Raw genomic sequence first — 24,445 nt, 5'->3', positions numbered from 1 at the left:
TTGCAGAAAGCGTGCCAAGTCGAAAAACGCAGCAAAAACAATGAAATGTAGGGTGTTTCGCTGTTTGCAATCGGCAGGAAAGGAATTGCCCGGGGCAGAAAGTGCCCGGCAATTTCTGCCGCCTGGAGGGGCGAAAGTAACGCTTCGTTAACCAACCTCGCGCGAAGGTTAACGGGTCGTCGGAATCGCCCGACGGCAGGGGCTCTGGGGGCTTTTCAGGACTATGGCGGCTGAAGCCGAAATCGAAGAGGGCGCTGGTGCGTCCGCTGCGACCAAGAAGAATGGTCGCGGCCGTATGCTATTGATCGCGGGCGTTGCGGCCGCCGTGATCGTGATTGGCGCGGGGAGCTATTTCTTCCTGTTCGCCAACAAGCCTAACGCGACGGTGGAAGACACCGCCTCGGCAGCGGCCGCTCCACATACCTTCATCTTCAACCTGCCCGAAATGACGGTGAATCTCTCGAGCCCGGAAGGGACCGAGAACTTCATGAAGCTGACCATAGCGCTTGAAGTTGCCGACGAAGAGATGATGAAGTCCATCCAGCCGCGCATGGCCAAGGTGGTGGACGCGTTCCAGGTCTACCTGCGCGAGCTGCGCAAGAGCGACCTGGACGGCTCGGCCGGCATCTACCGGCTCAAGGAGGAACTGCTCCGCCGCGTGAACGTGGCCATCGCGCCCGCGCATGTGGAGAACGTCCTCTTCAAAGACATCCTGGTGCAGTGATGGCGGGGCCGAACGACAAGGACAAGATTTCGGACGAGTGGAATCTCGACGAGATCACCAAGGGCGGTTCCTCCGACTCCTCTGAATCGAGCGATTCCGGGCTGAGCGCCGAATGGGCGGCGATGCTCGACAATGACGGGGCAGGGCTCGATGCCGGCGACACCGCCGACCGCGTCCTCAACCAGGACGAGATCGACAGCCTCCTCGGGTTCGATGCCAGCGCCGGCAGCAATGTCGAGTTGTCTGGCGTGCAGGCGCTGATCAATTCGGCGCTGGTGAGCTACGAGCGCCTGCCCATGCTCGAGATCGTCTTCGACCGCGTGGTGCGGTTGTCGACGACTTCGCTGCGCAATTTCACCTCCGACAACGTCGAAGTGTCGATGGATTCGATCTCTTCGGTGCGTTTCGGCGATTATCTCAACTCCATCCCGCTGCCGGCGATCCTGTCGGTCATCAAGGCGGAGGAGTGGGACAATTTCGGCCTGCTCACCGTCGACTCGAGCCTCATCTACTCGATGATCGACGTGCTGCTCGGCGGTCGCCGCATCGGCAGCGCGGTGCGCGTGGAGGGTCGTCCCTACACGACCATCGAGATGGCGCTGGCCAGGCGCATGATCGAAGTCATCCTGGATGACATCCACAAGGCCTTCGAGCCGCTGACCCAGATCAACTTCAAGCTGGAGCGCGTCGAAACGAACCCGCGCTTCGCGGCCATTTCCCGGCCGGCGCATGCGGCGATCCTGATCGAGCTGCGCATCGAGATGGACGATCGCGGCGGCAAGATCGAAATCCTCCTGCCCTACGCCACGATCGAGCCGATCCGCGAACAGCTCCTCCAGAATTTCATGGGCGAGAAGTTCGGCCGCGACCCGATCTGGGAAGGGCATCTCGCCACCGAAATCTATGCGGCGGACGTGGACGTGGAAGCGGTGCTGCACGAGATGGAACTGCCGCTTTCGCGCGTGCTCAGCCTCGCCCGGGGCGAAACCATCATGTTCGACCGGAGCCCGAACGATCCGGTCAAGCTGCGTTGTGGGGACATCGACCTGACGCAGGCGATCATGGGGCATATTGGCAATAATGTTTCGGTCCGGACGATCCGTCCTCTCAATCCGCCCAAGGTGACGATGGCGGCTTTCGAGGCGATCGATGCGGCCGGGGAGATTTAAGAAATGACTTTTGGAATTTTGGTCGAAGGCTCCGTAGCCATCCTGCTCGCCGTCACGATCGGCTACTGCATCGTGCTCAATTCGCGCCTCAAGCGCCTGCATGGCGATCGCGATGCGCTGCGCCAGACGGTGGCGGACCTGGTGCAGGCCACGAACCTGGCCAACGCCGCCATCAAGGAACTCAAGGCCACCGCCATCGAGACCGACGAGACGCTCAATGCGCGCCTGGGGGAAGCCGAGCGCTTCGGGGTCGAACTGGCAAGCCACATCAATGCCGGCCAGGCCCTGATGGAGCGCGTGGCCAAGTTCACCAGCGCCGCCCGCCACTCGCGCTCGCTCGAACCCGAGCCGCGCGCCGACGAGCCGAGCCTGGTCAAGGAAGCGCTCAACCGCCTGTCGACGCATGAACGCATGCGGGGTAACGCAGCGTGAAATCGATCCGACTTCTCCCGATCGTCGTCTTCGCTTCGCTGGCACTGCTGGCGTTCAAGACGATCGGGCTGGTTACCAGCGGCGGGTATGTGCTGACCGGCACGACCGAAGTCGCGGCGGCCGGTGGTGGCGGCGGGCATTCGGCCCCGGCCGAAGGCGAGGTTGCCTCGCCCGGAGAGACCATCACCATTCCGCCCGAGCCCACGCTCGAGGACCAGTCGCCCACCATCGATGACGGGGCGCCGACCATGGCGCTCAACCAGAAGGCGGCCGCCGGCGGCCATGGCGAGGCTGCGCCCGCAGCCGGGGAAGGCGGTGGCCACGGTGCCGAACCCGCGCCCGAGCCCGAAGTCGCGGTGCCCGATCTTGCCGCCGATCCCGCTGCCGAAGCCGGCCATGGGGAGGTCGCACAGGATGCCGGGCATGGGGACGCCGCCGATCACGGCGATGCCGCGGCGGCCGATGCACAGGCCCTGGCCGAGGGCCAGCCGCTCAACGAAACCGAGCGGACCATCCTCAACCGGCTGGCCGAGCGGCGTACCGAACTCGACAGTATCGAGGGCGAACTGGCGACCCGCCAGCAGCTCGTCGAGGCCGCCGAGCAGAAGCTGGCCGAACGCACCGCTGCCCTGCAGGCTATCGAGGCGCGCATCAACGGCATGGTCGACCAGCAGAAGGCGGTGGACGAGGCCCAGTTCAAGAGCCTGGTCTCCATGTACGAGAACATGAAGCCGGCGGATGCAGCCAAGATCTTCGACTCGCTGGACGTGGACGTGCTGGTGCGGGTGGCAAAGGCCATCAACCCGCGCAAGATGGCTCCGATCATGGCCAAGATGAGCCCGACGGTGGCGCAGGTCCTGACCATTCAGCTTGCCGCGGTGAGCCCGATCACCCAGCCGACCACGATCGCCAATGCAGGGTTGCCGTCGGACCTTCCGCAGATCGTCGGACAATAGATACTGCTCTGGAGGCAGGCGGAAGGCGGGCTCCGGCCCGCCTTTTGTTTTGGGGCGCAGAAAAAGCCTCCGGACTGCTTTAGCGCCCCGTTAAGTCCAAGCCGCTAATTTGCCTGGGTAAATCTGGGCGCGGTCGGACAGTGTTAGTATCAGTGAGTGCGTATGTGAGGCGGGCGGTTGCCAGCGCGGCGGTGAAGTGCGCGATGGCCTTGTCCCTGGTGGTGGCGTTGTCGGTGCCGGCTTGGGCGGCGGACAAGGCGCAATTGTTCGTGACGGCCGAGCAGGGGTTCGGCCGCATGATCCTGAGCTTCCCGGGCCTCTACGAGATGCCTCCGCACCAGGTGAAGGTCGACAACGGCGTGCTCGCCGTCACCTTCTCCGAACCCATCGACATCGTGCTGCCCGACGTCACCAAGATCCTGCCCGACTACATTTCCGTGGCGCGGGTCGATCCGGATGGACGCGGCGTGCGCTTTGCCCTGCGCACCAAGCTCAACTTCAACCCGATGGAAGCCGGCGAAAAGCTCTTCCTCGACCTGATGCCGCCGACTTGGCAGGGGATGCCTCCCGCGCTGCCACCCGAGATCGTCGCTGACCTGGCGCGGCGCGCCGAGGAAGCCGCGCAGCTGGCCGAGCAGAAGCGCCTGGCCGAGGAAGCGGCCATCATCAAGCCCACCGCCGAGCTGCGCGTGGGCCGCAACCCCACCTTCACCCGCCTGCAGTTCGACTGGACCGCCGACACCAAGGCCTCGTTCAAGATGGACATGAGCAATGTCGGCACGCTGACCTTCAACTGGCCGGTGCCGGTGGAGCTCTGGCAGCTCAAGGCCGACATGCCCGCCGAAATGAAGGTCGTGGACAATGTCGTCGGGCCCGCCGGCAGCGAGATCAAGTTCCGCGTCGCCGATGGGGTGACGCCGCGCTTCTATGCGACCTCGAACCGGCAGTTCATCATCGATCTCGACGTGCAGGCCCCGGTCGAGGCCAAGCCGATCGACGCGGCGGCGCTGCTCGAGGCCAGCAAGCCTGCCGAGCCGGCCGCCAGCGCAGCCCATGACGGCGAGTTCCAGGGGCCGGCCATGGCCAGCATCACGCCGTTCTTCGCGGCCGTGGGCTCGACGGTGCGCCTGGTGTTCCCGTTCAACCAGGATACGCCCGCCGCCGTCTTCCGGCGCGGCGACTCGCTCTGGATGGTGTTCGACACCATGACCGGCATCAATCCGCCGCCGGCCAATCCCGGGTTCGACGCCATCGCCAAGAGCTTCACCATCGTGCCCTCGGGCGACTCGCAGGTGATCAAGCTCGAACTCAATGGCGACCGGCTGGCGACCCTCGGTTCGCAGGGCAAGGCCTGGGTGCTTTCGCTCGGCGACGTCCTGCTCACTCCCACCGAACCGCTGGCCATCAATCGCCGCCTCGATACCGAGGGGCTCTATGAGATGACGGCCGACCTGCAGCGGCCGGGCAGGGTGCATCAGTTCTCCGATCCGGTGGTGGGCGACAAGCTTACCATCGTCACCGCCTATCCGCCGGCGCGCGGGGTGACCCGTGACCAGGCGTTCGTCGACTTTTCGGCGCTGCGCTCGGTTCATGGGCTCGTCGTGCGGCCCAACCGCGATGGCGTCGAGGTCAATATCGACTCGCGCCTCGCCGTGATCCACAGCCCGGCGGGCCTGACCGTTTCGTCCGCGGACACCCGTCGCGTCGTCGATTTCGGCGACCAGAACGCGGCCCGCAGCAGCTACATCAATCTCAACGCGCTCCAGGAAACCAATCCGCTGCAACTTGCCATTTACCGCGATCGTCTCCTCGAGGATGCGAGCCGGGTGGAAGGCAAGGCGCGGGACGCTGCCCGCCTCGAGCTGGCGCAGTTCCTCACGGCCAATCGCTTCGGCATCGAGGCGCTGGGCGTGCTTCGGGTGATGGAGGGGTCGCTTTCGGATGGTTCGCTCAAGAAGCAGATGCTGCTGACGACCGCCATCGCCAATACCGAAGCCTTCCGTCCCAAGGAAGCCCTCGAAGTCCTCAATGCCGATTCGATGGCCGACGACATGGATGCGCTGCTCTGGCGCACCATCGCCAAGACCGATGCGGGTGACTATCGCGGCGCACGCAGCGACTCGATGGGCGCCGAGGCCGTGCTCGAGAGCTATCCGGCCTGGGTGCGCTCGCGCTTCCTGCTCTCGGCGCTGCGGGCGGCGGTCGAGACCAACGATTCCTCGCTAGCCGCTCATTTCATGGGCATGGTTGACGTGGCGCGGCTGGAGCCGGAGCAGGTCAGCGACCTGCGTGTGCTCGCTGGCCGTGTCGACGAGCTGATGGGCAATAACGAGCAGGCGCTCGACACCTATGGGCAGGTGATCGCGGCGGACTATCGTCCCTCGCGTGCCGAGGCCGTCTACCGGACGCTCGCCATCCTCCAGCAGGAGGGGCGCATCGACGTCGCCAAGGCGACCGCCACGCTTTCGGCCGAGTCGATGCTCTGGCGCGGCGGCGAGCTGGAAGCGCAGATGCAGAAGCTCCTGGCCGAGCTCTATTTCGAGCAGGGCGAATATCGCGCCGGGTTCGAAGTGGCCAAGCAGGCCTCGACTTTCCACGGCGATAGCGTGCCGGCCAACAGGCTGGCCGAGGAAGCGGCGGGCGAGTTCGCCGAGCTCTACCTCAACGGGCGCGCCGATGCGCTCGATCCGGTGGATGCGCTCAGCCTCTTCTATGACTATCGCGAGCTGACCCCGCCGGGTACGCGCGGCGACGAGATGATCCGCAACCTGGCCCGGCGCCTCGTCAAGGTAGACCTGCTGGCGCAGGCCGCGGACCTCCTCCAGTACCAGATCGACAGCCGACTCAAGGGCGTGGCGCAGGCGCAGGTGGGGGCCGACCTGGCCGTCATCTACATTGCCAACCGCGATCCGGAAGCAGCCCTGCGCGTGCTCAACAAGACGCGCCTCGCCGATCTTGCGCCTCCGCTCGAGCGGCAGCGCCGCGTGCTCGAGGCGCGGGCCATGATCGATGCCGGGCGCGACGACCTGGCGCTGGACATGCTCTCGCGCATGAACGGGCGCGACATCGACCTCCTGCGCGTGGACGCGCACTGGAAGGCAAAGCGCTACGCCAAGGCGGCCGAGCTGATGGAGGCGCTTTACGCGCCGCCGACCGATGGGTCGCCGCTCTCGCAGAACGGGCGTCTGGCGGTGGTGAAGGCCGCGGTCGGGTATGTGCTCAGCAACGATTCCCTCGGGCTTTCGCGCATCCGCGCCAAGTTCGGCGACCAGATGGCCAACTCCCCGCAATGGGCGATGTTCGATTTCGTGACCAGCCAGATCTCGGCGCCGTCACCGGCCGAGTTCAAGCAGGTGGCCGCGGCGGTGTCGGGCATGGATTCGCTCAACGCGTTCCTGGCCTCGTACCACGAGATCTATGGCGGCAAGGGCGCATTGGTGCCCGACAAGGCCGGAGCGGCGTAAGCGCCGCTCCTCCAGTGCTAGCCGCTGATGAAGCTTCGCACCAGCGAGCCGGCCACCAGGTTCCAGCCGTCCACGAGCACGAAGAAGATCAGCTTGAACGGTAGCGAGATGATCACCGGCGGCAGCATCATCATGCCCATCGACATGAGCACCGAGGCCACCACCATGTCGATCACCACGAACGGGATGAAGAGCAGGAAGCCGATCTCGAAGGCGCGGCGGAGCTCGGAGATCATGAAGGCTGGGATCAGGATCTGCAGCGGAATGGCCGCCGGCTCGTCAGGTGGCTCCTGGCCGGACAGGTCGTAGAACAGGGCCACGTCCTTGTCGCGCACATTCGCGGCCATGAAATCGTGGATAGGCACCGAGCCGCGCTCGAACGCCTGCTGGATGGTGATGGTGTTGTTCATCAGCGGCGCGATGCCGACATTGTAGGTCTGCGTCAGCGTGGGCGCCATGATGAACGCGGTAAGGAACAGCGCGAGAGAGACCATCACCGAGTTCGGCGGGGCGGTCTGCAGGCCGATGGCCGTGCGCAGCAGGGACAGCACCACCACGATGCGGGTGAAGCTCGTCACCATCACCAGAATCGAAGGCGCCAGCGACAGGACCGTGATGAGCCCGATCAGCTGGACGGCGCGCTCGGTCAGCGACGCATCGGCGCCGAAGTCGATATTGAGGTCCTGGCCGAAGGCTACGGCCGGGACGATCAGCGCGCCGAGCAGGACCGCAAGGCCGAGCGCCTTGCGCACGTGGCTAGTGCGAGCCGGCCTTTTCGGTTGCCGGGTTATCGCTTTGAGAATTGTCACCACCGGCCGCCTGCGTCTCTTCGTGGGAATGGCCCGTTCTAGCTGAGTCGGCGCCGACCGAATCGCCATTTGCGAGGATTGCCACAGGTTCGGTGTCCTCGCCGGCGCGCATGAAGCCGGTGTGGCGCAGGGAAGTGGGGCGCGCGGGCTGGGCATGGGGTGCGGCAAGTTCACGCAGCTTGGCCGAGGCCAACTTGGGTCCCGGGTCGGCCGCGGGGGCCGGAGCAGGGGTTGCCGGCTGCACCTGGGGTTGGGCCGGAGCAGGCCGCCGAGCCGCCGGCTGGCGCTGCGGAATCGGCTCGGCGGGAATGCCGGCCTCGACCACGAGGTCCTGCGGACCACCTACGAGAATGAGGTGTTCGACATCGTCGCGCCGCACGATCACGAGCTGGCGCTTGGGGTCGATAGCCAGGCTATCCACCACGGAAAGCCTGCGATTCTTGCCTCTTCCGACGTTGTTGGAGGCGCGGAAAACGACCTTGAGCAGCCATAGGGCAAGGATGATGAGTACGAGAACGACGCCCAGCGCCAGGATGGCGTTGAGAATCGCTCCTTCGGTGCCCCCGAACAGGCCCGTCAAAAATTGCATCTAGGCGTCTCCAGAATCACGCACGTCGACAACAGGTGGGAAGTAATTGCCTATATAGACCGTGCCAATTGCAAATTGCGAGTGTTTCGGTCCGTTAAAACCCTAGGATTAACGACCTGTTAACCATTTGGGCGGCACAAATTGCCCACTCGGTTAAGGGACTAGAAACCAAATGGGGCTCGGGCAAATACCGCTGTTCGCAGCGATGACGGAAAAGATGCGCTGGCATCAGGCGCGGCAGAACCTGCTGTCGCAGAACGTAGCGAACGCCGAGACCCCCGGCTACCAGGGGCGGGACCTGAAGGCCTTCGACTTCGAAGACCACATGGCCAACAAGTCGACGGCTGAGGTCACCACCACGGCGACCAACCCCAAGCATATCGCGGTTTCCAGCGGCACCGGCGACGGTTTCCAGTCGCGGCGGCTGAACAGCTTCGAGATCACGCCGGAAGGCAATGGCGTCACGCTCGAGGACGAGATGATGAAGGTCACTGGCAACCAGATGGACTACCAGGCCGTCACCACCCTTTACACACGCTCCGTGCGGCTCCTGCGGACCGCATTGGGCAAGTCTGCCTGAGGAGGGAAGCGATGAGCGACTTCTACAATTCCATCCGGATCGCCGCGACGGGCCTGCATGCCGAAACGGCGCGCATGCGCGTCATCGCCGAAAACCTTGCCAACGCCGATTCGGCCGGCAAGACGCCCGGCGAGGACCCCTACCGGCGCAAAATCCCGACCTTCAAGGCCATGTACGACCAGGAATTGGGCGGCACCACCGTCCAGGTCGGCAAGCTCGCCTACGACATGAGCGAGTTCACCACTCGGTACGAACCCGGGCATCCGGCGGCGGATGCCAGCGGCATGGTTCGCTACCCCAACGTCAATGCGCTGGTGGAAACCATGGACATGCGTGAAGCGCAGCGCACCTACGAAGCCAACCTGAACGTGGTGACGGCGACTCGCACCATGCTCGGGCAGACGCTCAGCATTCTTCGCGGATAAGGAATTAGACGATGGCCACTCCCTTCAACGCAGCAGCGGCCGCATACGGCAATGCGGCCAAGCTTCTCACCCAGGCGAGCGAAGCCTCGCCCGAAATGCTCAACCAGGGCGGGCAGGGCCCCGACTTCGCCAGCATGCTGGCCTCCAGCGTGCAATCTGTTGTGGATAGCGGCCACCATTCCGAGCAGTTGTCGCTTGATCTTGTGAACGGCAAGGCGAATGTGGTCGACGTGGTGACCGCCATCTCGCAGACCGAAATGGCCGTCGAGACCATGGTCACGGTGCGCGACCGCGTGATTTCGGCCTACGAAGAAATCATGCGGATGCCGATCTAGCCCGGGGCACGGCCCCCAAGGGACTCGCATGACTGGACTCCAAGTCCTCGATATTGCCCGCGAAGGCATATGGACGCTGATCATCGTGGCGGCGCCCATGATGCTGGTAGGGCTGGTCGTGGGCGTGATCATCGCGCTCTTCCAGGCGCTCACCCAGATCCAGGAACAGACACTGGTCTTCGTTCCCAAGATCCTGGCCATCTTTATCACCATGCTGATCGCGCTGCCGTTCATCGGCGCGGAGATGGCCATGCTGATGGTGCACGTTTCCGACCTGATCGCCACGGGCGGTTGATCGATGACGATCGGCCTCAACTGGCTGCCGGAAACCGCCTACCTCTATCTCATCGTTTTCGCGCGCGTCGGCTCCATGCTCATGTTCATGCCTGGGCTGGGCGAGCGCTCGATTCCCGCGCGCATGCGCCTGGGCTTCGCGCTGGTGTTCGCGCTGGTGCTCTATCCGCTGCTGCGGCCACAACTGCCGGCGCTGCCGACCGAGATCATGGCCATCATCATGATGCTCTTCCACGAGATCATCATCGGGCTGATGCTGGGGGCGCTGATGCGCTTCTTCGTGTCGGCGGCGCAGGTGGCCGGCGCCATCATCGCCTTCCAGGTCGGTCTTTCGGCGGCCATGATGGCCGACCCCAACCAGGGCGGCGTGCAGGGGGCCGTGTTCGGCACGTTCCTGTCGTTCCTGGGGATCGCCCTGATCTTCGCCACCGATCTCCACCACATGACGCTGAGCGCCATCTACGACAGCTACATGGTGTTCTCGCCCACCGAACCGCTGATGGTGGGCGATGCCGCCCAGGCGGCGATCCGGGCGGTGACGGGCTCGTTTCTCGTCGGCGTGCAGATGGCGGCGCCGTTCATCGTCTTCGGCCTCATCTTCAACCTGGGCATGGGCATCCTCTCGCGCCTGATGCCGGCGCTGCAGGTCTACTTCATGGCCATGCCCGCCAATATCTGGGTGGGGCTGCTGCTTTTCGGGCTGCTGCTGGCCATGATGATGGGCTGGTACCTCACCCATTTCGAGGCCGAACTGGCCACCTTGAGGGTGTGATGGGGCAGGGCGCAGCGCATCGAGTGATTCTGCTGGGGGCCGCCTATGAGCGATGAAGCCCCCGAAGAATCCTCGAAAACAGAAGACCCCTCCGCCAAAAAGCTCGAGGACGCCCACAAGAAGGGCGATGTCGTAAAGAGCCAGGAGGTGACGACCTGGTTCATGCTGCTGGGCGCCGCGGCGCTGATGGCCATGCTGGCGCCGTCCACGAGCGCGAACCTGAGCGGCACCTTCAAGACCCTCATCGCCAATGCCGACCAGTTCGAGGTGGGCGGGCCGGCGCTGGGTGCGTTCCTCTGGGGGTTGTGGGGCTCGATTATCCTTGTGGCGCTGGTGCCGCTGGTGGTGCTGACCGCCTGCGCGGTGGCGGCCAATCTCATCCAGCACCGGCCGCTGCTCTCGCTCGAGCCGATTACGCCCAAGCTTTCCAAGGTGTCCCCGCTCGCGGGCGCCAAGCGCCTGTTCTCGAGCGAGGCGCTGGTCAACTTCGCCAAGGGCCTGGCCAAGCTCGGCATCGTGGGCGCCGCCATCTTCATGGCCGTGTGGCCCGAGCGCGACCGCATGGACACGATGATGACCACCGACCCGGCGATCATCCTGGATACCTTCCAGTCCCTGGGCATGAAGGTGATCATTTCCTCGCTGATCGCGGTGACCTTCATCGCTCTCGCCGACTACCTCTACCAGCGCAACAAATGGTGGAAGCGGCAGAAGATGACGGTCCAGGAAGTGCGCGACGAGTTCAAGCAGATGGAAGGCGACCCCAAGATCAAGGGTCGTATCCGCCAGATCCGCATGGAAAAGAGCCGCCAGCGCATGATGGCCGCGGTGCCCGATGCGACCGTGGTGGTGATGAACCCGACCCACTTCGCGGTGGCGCTCAAATACGACAAGACCATGCAGGCGCCGCTGTGCGTGGCCAAGGGCGTGGACGCGGTGGCGCTGCGCATCCGCGCCGTCGCCGAGGAGAATCGCGTAGCGATCGTGGAGAACCCGCCGCTGGCGCGCGCGCTCTATGCGAGCGTGGAAATCGACGAAACCATCCCCGCCGAACACTTCAAGGCGGTGGCGCAGGTCATCGGCTACGTCATGCGGCTAAAGAACACGCGTTCCTGGCGAGGTTCTGAACCGCGAAATTAGCCTTTGGCCTACCCAAGGCGTTAAGCCATTTGCTACCACAGGATAGGCTTGATTCGGTGGTGACATAACCCGCATGGCAGCTTCTCCGCTCGACGAGGACATTTATCCCGAACCTCTCGTTTCGCGGCCCCGTGGCGGGTCGGGATTGTGGCGCGTCGTCGCGCTCGCCGTGGTGCTCATCGCCCTGGCCAGTGCCTATGCCGCTTTCAGCGAGCAGATACCGGCCGATGCCATGCTGCTGGCCCTCGGGTTGCTGGCCGTGGTGGGCGTTTTCTGCCTCTTCGCGCTGGCTGCCGGGCTCTTCCGGTTCGCGGGCAACGAGGAAAAGCGCACGCTTTCGCGCGCCGTGGTCGACAGCCTGCCGTTCGGCGCTGTGGTGACCGACCGGGAAGGCAAGATTTCCTACGTCAACGCCCAGTATGGCGGGTTCGCCGGGGGCATTTCCAACGGCGTGCCGGTGAGCGTGCCGCGTCTGTTTGCCGGCCAGCCCGAGGCGAGCGAGGCGGTCTATCGCCTCTCGCGCGCCGCCCAGGATGGCCGTCCGGCCACCGAGGACATTCGTCTTGTCGGCGGGCTCGAGGGCGCAGCCGGCGATTTCGGCCGCCCCTTCTGGTATCGCGTCGCCGTGCGGGCGCTGCCTGAGGTCGATGGGGCCGACAAGCCGCTGGTGCTCTGGTCCGTGGAAGAGATCACGCGCGACCGCGAGCGGCAGGAAAACGCCTTTCTCGAGCTGCAGCGCGCCATCGATTATCTCGATCACGCGCCCGCGGGCTTCTTTTCCGCCGATGCCGACGGGCGGGTGCAATACCTCAACTCGACGCTGGCCGACTGGCTGGGCTATGACCTGGCCGAGTTCGAGGCCGGCACGGTGCACCTGGACGACATCTGCCGCGGCGACAACGCGAGCCTCTTGATGCGCGGGCGCGGCGATGGCGAAATCCGCACCGAGATCATCGATATCGACTTCGTGCGCCGCAACGGCACCTCGATGGCCGTGCGCCTGCTGCACCGCGCCGCCCGGCTTGCCGATGGCGAACTGGGTGAGACCCGCACGCTGGTGCTCGACCGCAGCCGCGGCGCGGACAGCGAGGAGGCGTTGCGCGCCGCCGAGGTGCGGTTCTCGCGCTTCTTCAACGATACGCCGTTCGCCATTGCCACGCTCGACGGGGAAGGGCGCATCGTGCGCACCAACGCTCCGTTCAGCCGCATCTTCAACTGGTCCGGCGAAAAGCAGGCGCTCGAGAACATGCCGCTGGTGAACCTGCTGGTGGAGGCCAATCGCGCGGCCTTCCAGGTGGCCGTGACGGCCGCCACGCAGAACCGCTCCGAGATCACGCCGGTGGATGCCTCGCTGGCGGGCGAGGGCGACCATGCGGTGCGCCTTTATGTTTCGGGCTCCGAGCAGAGCGAGGATTCCGCCGAGCGCGTCAATGTCTATGCGCTCGACATGACCGACCAGCGCAAGCTGGAGGCGCAGTTTGCCCAGGGCCAGAAGATGCAGGCCGTCGGCCAGCTCGCTGGTGGCGTGGCGCACGATTTCAACAACGTGCTGACCGCCATCATCGGTTTCTCGGACCTGCTGCTGCTCAAGCACAAGCCGGGCGATCCCTCGTTCGGCGACCTGATGTCGATCAAGCAGAGCGCCAACCGCGCCGCCGGCCTGACGCGCCAGCTCCTGGCGTTCTCGCGCCGGCAGACGCTGCGCCCGCAGATCCTCGAAATCCCGACCAACATCGACGACCTCACGGTGCTGCTCAAGCGCCTGATCGGCGAGACCATCACGCTCGAGGTCAACCACGGGGAAAAGATCTGGCCGGTGCGCGCGGACCTCGTGCAGCTCGAGCAGGTGATCGTCAACCTGGTGGTCAATGCGCGCGACGCCATGCCGAACGGCGGTAAGATTTCCATCCGCACGGCCAATATCACGGCGGCGCAGTCGTCCGACTTCCATTTCACCGGCATGCCGCCGGCGGACTATGTGCTGATCGAGGTCGAGGATACCGGCACGGGCATGAGCCCGCAGGTGCTCGAGAAGATCTTCGAGCCGTTCTTCTCCACCAAGGAACTCGGCAAGGGCACGGGCCTGGGGCTTTCGACGGTCTACGGCATCATCAAGCAGACCGAAGGTTACATCTATCCGGTGTCCCAGGTCGGGGTGGGCACGACCTTCAAGATCTTCCTGCCGCGCCATCGTGCCGCCGAGGGCGAGCTGACGCAGAAGGCCGTGGCCGCGCCGGTCAGGGACCTCACCGGCCACGAGCGCATCCTGCTCGTGGAAGACGAGGAGAGCGTGCGCGCCTTCTCGGCCCGCGCCCTCAAGACCACCGGCTACGAGGTGTTCGAGGCGGATTCGGGCGAAGAGGCGCTCGAGGTGCTCGATGAGATCGGCTACGAAGTCGACCTCATCATCTCGGACGTGGTGATGCCCGAGATGGATGGCCCGGCGCTGCTCAAGCGCGTGCGCGAGAAGCGGCCGGACATCAAGGTCATCTTCGTTTCCGGCTATGCCGAGGAGAGCGTGCGCAAGGACATCGAGGACGACCAGAGCGTCGAATTCCTGCCCAAGCCCTATTCGCTCGACCAGATCAATTCCAAGGTCAAGGAAGTGCTCGCCGCCACCGGAAGCGGGGCGGCCGAGTAAGGTTGGCGCGGGGACGCTCGTTCGCCCCGCACGACACCTGCCCCTCCGGTCCCTCTTTCCCGGCGAAGGCCGGGGCCCAGTGATCGTGCGGCGTTTCGGGGCGCGGTTTACCCCTTCGACCGCTTTAGGCGGCCTTGCCGCCAGGCAGGGGCGTGCCGTCGGCCAGCAGGCCCTTGTCGGCCAGTGCCGTCCAGAATTCGTCCGGAATCTCGACGCCCCACCAGGCGAGGATGCCGTCGAGTTCCTCGGGGCTGCGTGGCCCGGGGAGTACGGCACAGACGGCGGGATGGGTCAGCGGGAATTGCAGCGCGGCGGCCGGGAGCGGCACGCCGAACCGGGCGCACACCTCCTCGATGGCGCCGACGCGAGCGATGACGTCGTCAGGCGCCTTGACGTAGTTCCAGGTGGTGCCGCCCACGAGAATGCCGGAGTTGAACGGCGCCGCGGCCACCACCGAAGCCTTGCGCTTGAGGCAGGTGGAGAGAAACGGGTCGAGCGAGGTCTGCTCGAGCAGCGTATAGCGGCCGGCCAGCAGGAAGACATCCCAGTCGCCGAGTTCGAAGGCGTCCATGAGCACCTCCCACTCGTTCACCCCCAGCCCGATGGCGCCGATCTGGCCGGAGGCCTTGAGTTCGAGCAGAGCCTTGTAGCCGCCGGTTTCCAGCTGCTTCCAGTAGGGCTTGTTGCCCTCCACCCCGTGGGTAGCGGTGCCGATGTCGTGGACGTAGAGGATGTCGATCTTGTTCAGGCCCAGCCGCTGCTGGCTGTCCTCGAACGAGCGCATGATGGCATCGTAGGAATAGTCGAAGACTTCCTCGAAGGGTAGGGCGCCCATGAACTGGAAGTCGGCCGGGCGCGGGCCGAAATGCGGCTTGAGCAGGCGCCCTACCTTGGTGGAAAGCACCGTCCCCTCGCGCCGGTCGCGCAGCACGTCGCCCATCAGTCGCTCGGAAAGGCCGGTGCCATAGCGCGGGGCGGTATCGAAATAGGTGATGCCGGCATCGAGCGCGCGCGCGACGGTGGCGCGGGCGACTTCGGCGGGGACCTTTTCGCGCATGCCCGCGATGGTCGCGCCGCCCAGCCCCAGGGTCGAAATCTCGAGACTGGTCTGGCCGATGCGGCGGGTCTGGAACGTGGTTTTAGCGCTGGTCATGCGGCCCTCCCTCAGGTTGCCTCTAACTGACATGTTAGTTGGCGGAGGTAAAGCCGCCTCAAGCCGGGCGGGCAAAAAAGCACGGCGCGAGTTGCCGGCGGGCATCTCGCGCCTGGGCCTCCTGATGGGGAGCGGCGCACCCTGGCGGGGGCGCCGCTACCGTCCTCAGTTGTCCTTGCAGAAGCCGGGGTCGGCGGTGGTGCAGACGTCCAGCCCGGTATAGAGCGGGTCGTCCACCTTCTCGCCGTTGATGAGCTGGATCATCACGTCCGGTGCCTTCAGGCCCATTTCATAGGGGCGCTGGCCGATCTGGGCGTTCGAGCGCCCTTCGCGGAAGGCCTGGGTCTGCGGGGGCAGGGTGTCGCCGGCGATGATGATCAGGTCGCCCGACTTCAGCTTGGGCATCACCTGGTCGGTCACCTGCGCATAGGCCTGCGGGGCGAACTGGGCCCAGCCGCCGACGAGGATGAAGGCTCCCAGGTCCGGGTGGGCGGTGAAGACGTCCGCCATCTGCTGGTTGGCAAGGTCGGACTGGTCGTTGGTGAAGACCGGGCAGCCTTCAACTTCCGTCCAGCCGTTCTGGCCGGTGAGCTTGTCCACGTTCTTGGCGCCGGCGGCGGTGTCGCGGAAGCCCTGGGCGCGCGCGGCGATATTGGCCGCCGAGACGTTGCCGAGCTGCAGGCAGACGGTGGCTCCCTGCGGCTTGAGCTTCATGGCCTCCTCGGCCATCTTGACGCCCATCAGGTAGTTGTCGGTGCCCAGGTAGGTCTTGCGCAGCGCCTTGTCCTCTGGGTTGAGGTCGGCGTCGACCGTCATCACCGGAATGGTGGGCGCGGCGGTCTTGAGCATGTTGGCCATGGCCGGGGCGTTGGAGGGCGAGATGGCGATGGCCGCCACGCCCTTGGTCAGCAGGTCGTTGACGATCTGCACTTCGCCCGCTTCGTCCGTGCTCGAGGCCGGACCGGTGTACATGCAGGTGTATTCGCTGTCGGCGTGGTCCTTGTTCCACTGCTGGCAGCCCAGGTTGATCTGCTCGAAGAAGGGGTTGTCCAGGCCCTTCACGACGATGGCGAGGGTCTTCTTGTCCTGCGCCTGAGCGGCGCCTGCGGCGAGAGCCAAGAGGGCTGCGCCGGCAACTAACAATGCGGTCTTCCTCATACTAGTCCTCCCATTGCGATTATCGCTCCCCTCAACGGGGACCTCCCGAGGCCGGTCATAAGGCAGGATGGACGCGCAAATATCGGCGCGCCGTCAGGTCGAAACCTCCTCGACGAGTTCGTGGACACTAGGCGGATTAGCTTGACCAACGTACATCAAACCGATTTGCGCAGACGCGCCAAATCGTTGGCTAAAGCCGTCCGGTGTCGATGCAGAAAAGTCTCCTCGATCAGAATATTACTGATCCCTTTCGGGTTCCGTCAACGTGCCGCGAGATGAAAAGCGAAACAATTTTGTTTTGAGTGCTATCTGGACTCGCGTCAAGCTCAAGTACGGGAAGAGAAATCTGGGAAAACTACAGCATTGGTCGCGCAACCTGTCAGATAAGGTGCATGAACGTCTTGTCAGATAACTTTCGTGTGCATTGACGCTGTGCGCGTGCTGCCCCTATAGATTACCGATCGGCGTGGAGGCGCTTGCGGAGTTCCGGGGAGGGGATGCCGCTATGGCGGTGCTTGAGCTTGAGAATATTTCCAAACATTACGGCGCCATCCAGGCGCTGAGCGATGTTTCGCTGTCGCTCGAACCGGGCGAGGTGGTGGGCTTGGTGGGCGACAACGGCGCGGGCAAATCCACGCTGGTCAAGATCATCGCGGGCAATTTCCACCCCAGCGGCGGCATCATCCGCATCGATGGCGGCACCGAGCAGTTGCACGGCCCCAAGGATGCGCGCTCCAAGGGCATCGAGATCGTCTACCAGGACCTGGCGCTGGCCGATAACCTCACCGCCGCCGCCAATATCTTTCTCGGGCGCGAAAAGACCATTGGCTGGGGCTTCCTCAAGATCCTCGACTACCGCGCCATGTACCGGCGCGCCGGCGAGCTCTTTGCCGAGCTCAAGTCCGAGACGCGGCCGCGCGACGTGGTGCGGCGCATGTCGGGTGGGCAGCGCCAGGCGGTGGCCATCGCGCGCACGCGCCTTTCCAACCCCAAGATCGTGCTCATGGACGAGCCGACCGCCGCCATTTCGGTGCGGCAGGTGGCCGAAGTGCTCAACCTTATCCGCCGGCTCAAGGACCAGGGCATCGCGGTGGTGCTGATCAGCCACCGTATCCCCGACATTTTCGCCGTATGCGACCGACTGGTGGTGCTGCGGCGCGGCCTCAAGGTCGCCGACAAACGGGTGGCTGATTCGTCGCCCGAAGAAGTGACCGGGTTGATCACCGGCGCCATCAAGCAGGCTTAGGGAGCGGTCCGATGAGTGCAGACGAAACCCTGGGCCAGGCGATTGAGGGACGTACACATCGCGGGCCGGTGGCCTGGCTGCTGAGCCGGCAGGTGTTCTGGGTGCTGCTGGCGGCCATTCTGGCCTGCCTCGCCCTCTCGATACTCACCACCACTTTCGCCACGCCCGGCAACCTCTTCAACGTCACCCGCAACTTCACCTTCGTGGGCATCATCGCGGTGGGTATGACGGCGGTGATCATCACAGGCGGCATCGACCTTTCGGTGGGCTCGACCGTGCTGGTCTCGGCCATCGTCACTTCGGTGCTGATGTCGGCCGGGCTGCCGATCACGGTGGCGTTTCCGGCGGCCATGGCCGCTTCGCTCCTTGTCGGGCTCATCAATGGCGTGCTCATCGCCATCATGGGCATGCCGCCCTTCGTGGTGACGCTGGGCATGATGTCGGTGGCGCGTTCCATCGGCATGGTGATGTCGCAGAATAAGATGATCTACCAGTTCGGCCCCGACCAGGCGCTGCTGCTCCAGATCGGCGGCGGCTCGACCTTCGGCATTCCCAATCCCGTCTACGTGCTCGCCGCGCTGGCGCTGGTGACGGGGCTGGCCATGCACTGGACCAGGTGGGGGCGCTATCTCTTCGCCATCGGCGGCAACGAGAAGGCGGCCGTGCTCACCGGCGTGCCGGTCAAGGCGGTCAAGATCTCGGTCTATATGTTCGTGGCCTTCACGGCCGGGCTCACCGGCTTTCTCGAGGCCGGATGGCTGGGGAGCGTCACCACCAACCTGGGGCAGGGCATGGAACTCACGGTCATCGCCGCAGCGGTGATCGGGGGCGCGAACCTTGCCGGCGGCTCCGGCACGGCCTTCGGCGCCGTGGTGGGGGCGGTGCTGATCGAGGTCATCCGCAACAGCCTGATCCTGCTCGGTATTTCGACCTTCTGGCAGGGCACGTTCGTAGGCTGTTTCATCGTCATCGCCGTGGCCTTCGACCGGCTGCGGAACCGGGAGACGAGCGAATAGGGGGAGCGCAGGCTCCCCCTCGGAGCACCGCTCAGTAGAGCGGCTTGATCTCGATGGTTTCGGCCTCGTCCCAGGCCACCGCGTTGCGCAGCGGCGCGCCGAACTGGGTCTCGGCGATCTCGAAGACGTCGCCAGGCTCGGTCTTGATGCCGTCCGCAAAGCTCAGGGTCGCCGTGCCGAACATGTGCACGTGGATGTCGCCGGGGTTGCGGAACAGCTCGTACTTGAAGTGGTGGTATTCGAGGTTGGCGATGGTATGGGACATGTTGTCCTCGCCCGACAGGAACGGCTTTTCCCACAGCACCTTGCCGCCGCGCAGGATGCGCGACATGCCCTCGATGTGGCGTGGGAGATCGCCCAGCCGCAGTTCCGGGCCGAACGAGCAGGCGCGCAGCTTGGAATGGGCGAGGAAAAGGTAGTTCACCCGTTCGGTCACGTGGTCCGAGAACTCGTTGGCGAGGGCGAAGCCGAGACGGCGCGGGTTGCCGTCCTGGTCGATGATGTAGATGCCGGCGATTTCCGGCTCCTCGCCGGCGTCCTTTGCGAAGGCCGGGGAGGGGATGGGGCGGCCGGGCGGCACCACCGAATAGCCGTTGCCCTTGTAGAACCACTCCGGCTGGACGCCGACCTGCCCCGGCGCGGGCTTGCCGCCTTCCAGGCCCATGCGGAACATCTTCATGGAATCGGTGAGGTTTTCCTCGGTCTTGGTGCCGGCCGACTTGTGCATGGCATTGCGCGTGGCGGCGGACCCGAGATGGGTCAGGCCCGTGCCGGTGACGTAGAGATGGGCCGGATCTGGGTGGTCGATGGGCGAGAGCAGGCGGCCTTCGGCGACGATCGCGTCGCGGTCGAGCGTGGCGCCCAGGCCCTTCTCGGCGATGATGGTGCCGATGGTCACGTTCCGGTCGATGGCGGCCAGCGTCAGGTCATAAACGCTCGCTGCGTCCTTGATGAGCCGGGCCACCCCGTTCTCGATCGCCGCTACGGCGCGGTCGCCATTGTCGTCCTGGAACTGGATGAGATTCATTTGCCTGGCGCCCTCCCTCAAGCGGTGCGCGCATAAAACGCAAGCTGGCGGGGCGGGGCAAGGGGGAAAACGGTCAGCAATCCAAAAATCCGGTCTTTATCGGAAAACGTGATGAAAATCGGTGCGCGCCGGAGCCGGAGAAATCCCAATTGGCGGCGGGAGGAGCGCGGGGGAGTATCGGCAGGAAAAGCTGGTCTCGGGCCGCGTGAATTAGTTTTTGCCGTTCTCATTTTGCGTGTTGACAGTTTGGAAACAAAATGAGAACAAAATAGGCACATTAGATGGACGGGGAATAGCGGCTCAGCCGCGTTGCACCGGTGCCGATGGCGTGAAATAAGGAGCGGGACTCATGTCGACTACACCACTGCGCGTTATCGAGGGAAGCATGGATAAGGACAAGGCGCTCGCTGCGGCTCTCAGCCAGATCGAGCGCAATTTCGGCAAGGGCTCGATCATGCGCCTTGGCGAGAATTCCTCCATCGAGGTCGAGGCGATCTCGACCGGGTCGCTGGGCCTCGACATCGCCCTGGGCATCGGCGGGCTGCCGCGTGGCCGTATCGTGGAAGTGTTCGGGCCGGAAAGCTCGGGCAAGACGACGCTGGCCCTGCACGTGATCGCCGAGGCGCAGCGCAATGGCGGCATCTGCGCCTTCGTGGACGCCGAACATGCGCTCGACCCCGTCTATGCCCGCAAGCTCGGCGTCAATGTCGATGACCTGCTGATTTCCCAGCCGGACGCCGGTGAGCAGGCACTCGAGATCGCCGATACGCTGGTGCGTTCGGGCGCCATCGACGTGCTGGTGGTCGATTCGGTGGCCGCGCTCACGCCGCGCGCCGAACTCGAAGGCGAGATGGGCGACTCCCTCCCGGGCCTGCAGGCGCGCCTGATGAGCCAGGCCATGCGCAAGCTCACCGCCTCGATCTCCAAGTCCAAGGCGATGGTGATCTTCATCAACCAGATCCGCATGAAGATCGGCGTGATGTTCGGTTCGCCCGAAACCACCACGGGCGGCAATGCGCTCAAGTTCTATTCCTCGGTCCGCCTCGATATCCGCCGCATCGGCGCCATCAAGGACCGCGAGGAAGTGGTCGGCAACCAGACGCGCGTCAAGGTGGTCAAGAACAAGCTGGCTCCTCCGTTCCGCCAGGTCGAATTCGACATCATGTATGGCGAGGGCATTTCCAAGGTCGGCGAGCTCATCGACCTGGGCGTCAAGAGCGGCATCGTCGAGAAGTCGGGCGCCTGGTTCTCCTATGATAGCCAGCGCCTCGGCCAGGGCCGCGACAATTCCAAGCAGTTCCTCAAGGACAATCCGCAGATCGCCGCCCAGATCGAGCAGGGCGTGCGCGAAAGCGCCGGCCTGCTGGGCGATGCGCTGATCACCGCGGGAACGCCGGAATCGGATGCCGAGGGCACCGAGGAATAAGCTCGGCTCTGTCCGAGAGAGATTGTGGGGCGTCGCACAAGCGGCGCCCTTTTTGTTTCGAGGCCCCGAGCCGCGCCCAGGGGAGAGAGCTGCTGACGTCCGGCTAAGCCATGCCCGTAGCAAGTTTGCCCTAATGCAAGTTGACCTCATTCGCCCCGGCAGGTCTCCCTCCCCCTTGTGGGGAGGGAACAAGGGTGGGGGTAGCTCCACCCTCGGTGTCTGCGGCCTTCCCCCGCCCTCGATCCCCTCCCCACGAGGGGGAGGAAGCCGGGAGGCGGCAAGCGCCGTGGACGTCGCGCCCCGCCTGAGCCTTCCATTGCTCCACCGCGCCGCTGGACGAACCATCACCCGCGCGATAGAAAGCCCGGTCAAATTTCCAAGGGTGCGCTCGGGGGCGCGCCACCTTCCGCGAGGAACGCCTATACCATGACCAGCGTAAACGACATCCGGTCGAGCTTCCTGAACTACTTCGCCAGGGAAGGGCACGAACCGGTGGCATCGAGCCCGCTCGTGCCCCGGAACGATCCGACGCTGATGTTCACCAATGCCGGCATGGTGCAGTTCAAGAACGTCTTCACGGGCGTCGAGAAGCGTCCCTATTCGACGGCGACGACGGCACAGAAATGCGTGCGCGCCGGCGGCAAGCACAACGATCTCGACAATGTCGGGTTTACGGCGCGTCACCACACCTTCTTCGAAATGCTGGGCAATTTCTCGTTCGGCGACTATTTCAAGGAGCGCGCCATCGAGCTTGCCTGGAACCTCCTGACCAAGGAATGGGAGCTCCCGCGCGAGCGCCTTTCGGTCACGATCTACCAGGACGATGACGAGGCTCACGCGCTCTGGAAGAAGGTCGCCGGGCTCTCCGACGACAAGATCGTGCGGCTGGGCGCCAAGTCGAACTTCTGGCAGATGGGCGATACGGGGCCGTGCGGCCCGTGCTCGGAAATCTTCTACGACCACGGCGATCACGTCTGGGGCGGCCCTCCGGGTTCGCCCGAGGAAGACGGCGACCGTTTCATCGAGATCTGGAATCTCGTGTTCATGCAGTACGAGCAGCAGAATGACGGTTCGCGCTCGGGCCTGCCGCGTCCCTCCATCGACACCGGCATGGGCCTGGAGCGCATTGCCGCGGTCATGCAGGGCGTTCACAACAACTACGACATCGATCTCTTCAAGACGCTGATCTCGGCAGCTGCCCAGGCGACCGGCGCGCGTGTCGATGGCGACGGCAACACCTCGCTGCGCGTCATCGCCGACCACCTGCGCTCGATGTCCTTCCTGATCGCGGAGGGCGTGCTGCCCTCCAATGAAGGCCGCGGCTACGTGCTGCGCCGCATCATGCGCCGCGCCATGCGCCATGCCACGCTCCTGGGCTCGAACGAGCCGGCGATCTTCAAGATCGTGCCGACGCTGGTGCGTGAGATGGGCCAGGCCTATCCCGAGCTCGTGCGCGGCGAGGCGATGATCGAGGAGACCATCCGGCTCGAGGAACACCGTTTCCTCAAGACCCTGGGCCGTGGCCTCCAGATTCTTGCCGACGAAACCAAGGACCTGGGCGAGGGCGCAGTGCTCGATGGCACCACCGCTTTCAAGCTCTACGACACTTACGGCTTCCCGCTCGACCTCACCGAGGATGCGCTGCGTACGCGCGGCATCACCGTCGACCAGGCCGGGTTCAGCGCCGCCATGGAGGCCCAGAAGGCCGAGGCGCGCAAGAGCTGGGCCGGTTCGGGCGAGAGCGCCGACGATACCATCTGGTACACGGTCGCCGACAAGGTCGGACCCACCGAATTCCTCGGCTATGAAACCGAGAATGCCGAGGGCCAGGTGACCGCGCTCATCAAGGATGGCGCCATCGTGGATGCGCTCAAGACCGGCGAGGAAGGGTTCGTGGTGCTCAACCAGACCCCGTTCTACGGCGAGAGCGGTGGCCAGGTCGGGGATACCGGCGCCTTCAAGGGCGAGGGTGTCGCCGCCGAGGTCGTCGATACCTCCAAGCATCACGGCGTCTTCACGCACAAGGTCAAGGTGACCGAGGGCGAGATCCGCAACGGGCAGTTCCTGAGCCTGGACGTCGATCATTCGCGCCGGTCGGCCATTCGCGCCAACCACTCGGCGACCCACCTGCTGCACGAGGCGCTGCGGCTGATCCTGGGCGATCACGTGGCCCAGCGTGGTTCGCTCGTGTCGCCCGACCGCCTGCGCTTCGATTTCGTGCACACCAAGCCGATGAGCCCGCAGGAACTCGCCGAGGTCGAAGACCTCGCCAACGAGATCGTGCTGCAGAATTCGCCGGTCGAGACGCGCCTGATGGGCGTGGAGGAGGCCAAGGCCTCGGGCGCCCGCGCGCTGTTCGGAGAGAAGTATGGCGATGAAGTGCGCGTGGTCTCGATGGGCGACCCCACCGGCAATGCCGTGGGCTGGTCGGTGGAGTTGTGCGGTGGCACCCATGTGCGCCGGACTGGCGATATCGGGCTGATTTCGGTGGTCAGCGAAAGCGCCGTGGGCGCGGGCGTGCGCCGCATCGAGGCGCTGACCGGCAAGGCGGCGCGCCATCGCGGCAACGACAATGCCGCCATCGTTTCCAACGCCGCGACGCTCCTGCGCTCGGGCCCCACCGAGGTGCTCGACCGGATCGAGGCGCTCCAGGAACAGCTCAAGCGTTCCGAGAAGGCGCTGTCCGATGCCAAGCAGAAGCTCGCGATGGGCGGCGGCACCGGCGGGGCGCCGGCTGCGGCCGAGACCGTCAACGGCTATAATTTCGTCGGCCGCGCCGTCGATGGGCTTCAGCCCAAGGATCTGCGCGGGCTCGTGGACCAGGCCAAGAAGCAGGTCGGCTCGGGCGTCGTCGCCATCATCGGGGTCACCGAGGATGGCAAGGCGGGCCTGGCGGTCGGCGTCACCGAGGATCTGGTGGGCAAGGTGTCCGCCGTCGATCTGGTGCGCGTCGGCTCTGCAGCGCTGGGCGGGCAGGGCGGCGGCGGCCGGCCCGACATGGCCCAGGCCGGCGGGCCGGATGGCTCCAAGGCCAGCGAGGCGCTGGCGGCCATAAAGGGCGCCTTGGCGGGCTAACTGGAAGAAAACGG

Annotated in this window: 21 protein-coding genes; 16 read left to right on the top strand and 5 right to left on the bottom strand. The window is 65.0% G+C overall.

The genetic code is table 11. The annotated features are described in order from the left end of the window. Positions 1–223 precede the first annotated feature (223 nt). The 5 genes from FNA67_RS14140 (at position 224) to FNA67_RS14120 (ending at position 6,745) form a co-directional block, all read left to right on the top strand. Positions 224–724 carry a flagellar basal body-associated FliL family protein gene (locus FNA67_RS14140; RefSeq protein ID WP_049705771.1) on the top strand — a complete coding sequence of 167 codons (501 nt, stop codon included), beginning with the start codon at positions 224–226 and terminating at the stop codon, positions 722–724. After that, complete coding sequence (fliM, locus tag FNA67_RS14135; protein ID WP_147656441.1) at positions 724–1,893, top strand: flagellar motor switch protein FliM; 1,170 nt, start codon at positions 724–726, stop codon at positions 1,891–1,893. The genes FNA67_RS14140 and fliM overlap by 1 nt, the downstream gene beginning before the upstream one ends. 3 nt (positions 1,894–1,896) lie before the next feature. Continuing rightward, positions 1,897–2,325, top strand: coding sequence for a DUF6468 domain-containing protein (locus tag FNA67_RS14130; protein WP_147656439.1), 429 nt, complete (start codon positions 1,897–1,899; stop codon positions 2,323–2,325). Next, a complete protein-coding gene (locus tag FNA67_RS14125; RefSeq protein ID WP_147656437.1) occupies positions 2,322–3,281 on the top strand; it encodes a MotE family protein in 960 nt (319 codons plus the stop codon). Before FNA67_RS14130 ends, FNA67_RS14125 begins: the two co-directional genes overlap by 4 nt. A gap of 203 nt (positions 3,282–3,484) precedes the next feature. After that, positions 3,485–6,745, top strand: coding sequence for a tetratricopeptide repeat protein (locus tag FNA67_RS14120; protein ID WP_147656435.1), 3,261 nt, complete (start codon positions 3,485–3,487; stop codon positions 6,743–6,745). A 17-nt stretch (positions 6,746–6,762) separates the two neighbouring features. On the opposite strand, the gene fliP is transcribed toward FNA67_RS14120, so the two are convergent. Together fliP and FNA67_RS22325 are read right to left on the bottom strand one after the other, a co-directional pair. Then, positions 6,763–7,536, bottom strand: coding sequence for a flagellar type III secretion system pore protein FliP (gene fliP / locus FNA67_RS14115; RefSeq protein ID WP_371874373.1), 774 nt, complete (start codon positions 7,534–7,536; stop codon positions 6,763–6,765). After that, positions 7,502–8,143 carry a FliO/MopB family protein gene (locus FNA67_RS22325; RefSeq protein WP_049705765.1) on the bottom strand — a complete coding sequence of 214 codons (642 nt, stop codon included), beginning with the start codon at positions 8,141–8,143 and terminating at the stop codon, positions 7,502–7,504. The genes fliP and FNA67_RS22325 overlap by 35 nt, the downstream gene beginning before the upstream one ends. A gap of 172 nt (positions 8,144–8,315) precedes the next feature. On the opposite strand from FNA67_RS22325, the gene flgB reads away from it, so the two are divergent. The 7 genes from flgB (at position 8,316) to cckA (ending at position 14,330) form a co-directional block, all read left to right on the top strand. Continuing rightward, positions 8,316–8,723 (top strand): flagellar basal body rod protein FlgB, encoded by a 408-nt coding sequence (gene flgB / locus FNA67_RS14105; RefSeq protein WP_049705764.1) that lies wholly within the window; start codon positions 8,316–8,318, stop codon positions 8,721–8,723. A gap of 11 nt (positions 8,724–8,734) precedes the next feature. Then, positions 8,735–9,148: a flagellar basal body rod protein FlgC gene (gene flgC, locus FNA67_RS14100; protein ID WP_049705763.1), complete on the top strand. Its 414-nt coding sequence runs from the start codon at positions 8,735–8,737 to the stop codon at positions 9,146–9,148. Between the two features lie 11 nt (positions 9,149–9,159). After that, on the top strand, positions 9,160–9,483 hold the full coding sequence (gene fliE, locus FNA67_RS14095) for a flagellar hook-basal body complex protein FliE (RefSeq protein WP_049705762.1): 324 nt from the start codon (positions 9,160–9,162) through the stop codon (positions 9,481–9,483). 28 nt (positions 9,484–9,511) lie between these two features. After that, entirely contained in the window at positions 9,512–9,778 is a 267-nt protein-coding gene (locus FNA67_RS14090) for a flagellar biosynthetic protein FliQ (RefSeq protein WP_049705761.1), read from the top strand. A gap of 3 nt (positions 9,779–9,781) precedes the next feature. Continuing rightward, positions 9,782–10,549: a flagellar biosynthetic protein FliR gene (fliR, locus tag FNA67_RS14085; protein ID WP_244616355.1), complete on the top strand. Its 768-nt coding sequence runs from the start codon at positions 9,782–9,784 to the stop codon at positions 10,547–10,549. Positions 10,550–10,594: 45 nt separating this feature from the next. Then, positions 10,595–11,689, top strand: a complete 1,095-nt coding sequence (gene flhB, locus FNA67_RS14080) for a flagellar biosynthesis protein FlhB (protein WP_049705760.1) — start codon at positions 10,595–10,597, stop codon at positions 11,687–11,689. Between the two features lie 73 nt (positions 11,690–11,762). Then, positions 11,763–14,330 carry a cell cycle histidine kinase CckA gene (gene cckA, locus FNA67_RS14075; RefSeq protein WP_049705759.1) on the top strand — a complete coding sequence of 856 codons (2,568 nt, stop codon included), beginning with the start codon at positions 11,763–11,765 and terminating at the stop codon, positions 14,328–14,330. 124 nt (positions 14,331–14,454) lie between these two features. On the opposite strand, the gene FNA67_RS14070 is transcribed toward cckA, so the two are convergent. Continuing rightward, on the bottom strand, positions 14,455–15,483 hold the full coding sequence (locus tag FNA67_RS14070) for an aldo/keto reductase (protein ID WP_147656433.1): 1,029 nt from the start codon (positions 15,481–15,483) through the stop codon (positions 14,455–14,457). A gap of 165 nt (positions 15,484–15,648) precedes the next feature. Continuing rightward, on the bottom strand, positions 15,649–16,641 hold the full coding sequence (locus FNA67_RS14065; RefSeq protein ID WP_147656431.1) for a substrate-binding domain-containing protein: 993 nt from the start codon (positions 16,639–16,641) through the stop codon (positions 15,649–15,651). A gap of 505 nt (positions 16,642–17,146) precedes the next feature. Here FNA67_RS14065 and FNA67_RS14060 point away from each other — a divergent pair. Both FNA67_RS14060 and FNA67_RS14055 read left to right on the top strand, forming a co-directional pair. Continuing rightward, a complete protein-coding gene (locus FNA67_RS14060) occupies positions 17,147–17,887 on the top strand; it encodes an ATP-binding cassette domain-containing protein (protein WP_049705756.1) in 741 nt (246 codons plus the stop codon). Between the two features lie 11 nt (positions 17,888–17,898). Further along, a complete protein-coding gene (locus FNA67_RS14055; RefSeq protein ID WP_147656429.1) occupies positions 17,899–18,903 on the top strand; it encodes an ABC transporter permease in 1,005 nt (334 codons plus the stop codon). Positions 18,904–18,934: 31 nt separating this feature from the next. On the opposite strand, the gene araD1 is transcribed toward FNA67_RS14055, so the two are convergent. Further along, on the bottom strand, positions 18,935–19,930 hold the full coding sequence (araD1, locus tag FNA67_RS14050; protein ID WP_147656427.1) for an AraD1 family protein: 996 nt from the start codon (positions 19,928–19,930) through the stop codon (positions 18,935–18,937). Positions 19,931–20,279: 349 nt separating this feature from the next. Between araD1 and recA the strand changes: the two genes are divergently transcribed. Then, complete coding sequence (recA, locus tag FNA67_RS14045; protein ID WP_049705753.1) at positions 20,280–21,356, top strand: recombinase RecA; 1,077 nt, start codon at positions 20,280–20,282, stop codon at positions 21,354–21,356. Between the two features lie 426 nt (positions 21,357–21,782). Beyond that, the gene (gene alaS, locus FNA67_RS14040) at positions 21,783–24,431 is read left to right on the top strand and encodes an alanine--tRNA ligase (protein WP_147656425.1); all 2,649 of its coding nucleotides are present in this window, start codon (positions 21,783–21,785) and stop codon (positions 24,429–24,431) included. The last annotated feature ends 14 nt before the right edge of the window (positions 24,432–24,445 follow it).

This window comes from Youhaiella tibetensis, from assembly GCF_008000755.1.
Lineage (GTDB): Bacteria > Pseudomonadota > Alphaproteobacteria > Rhizobiales > Devosiaceae > Paradevosia > Paradevosia tibetensis.
The sequence above is the reverse complement of the archived record's forward strand: the minus strand, read 5'-3'. Positions and strand labels throughout refer to the sequence as shown.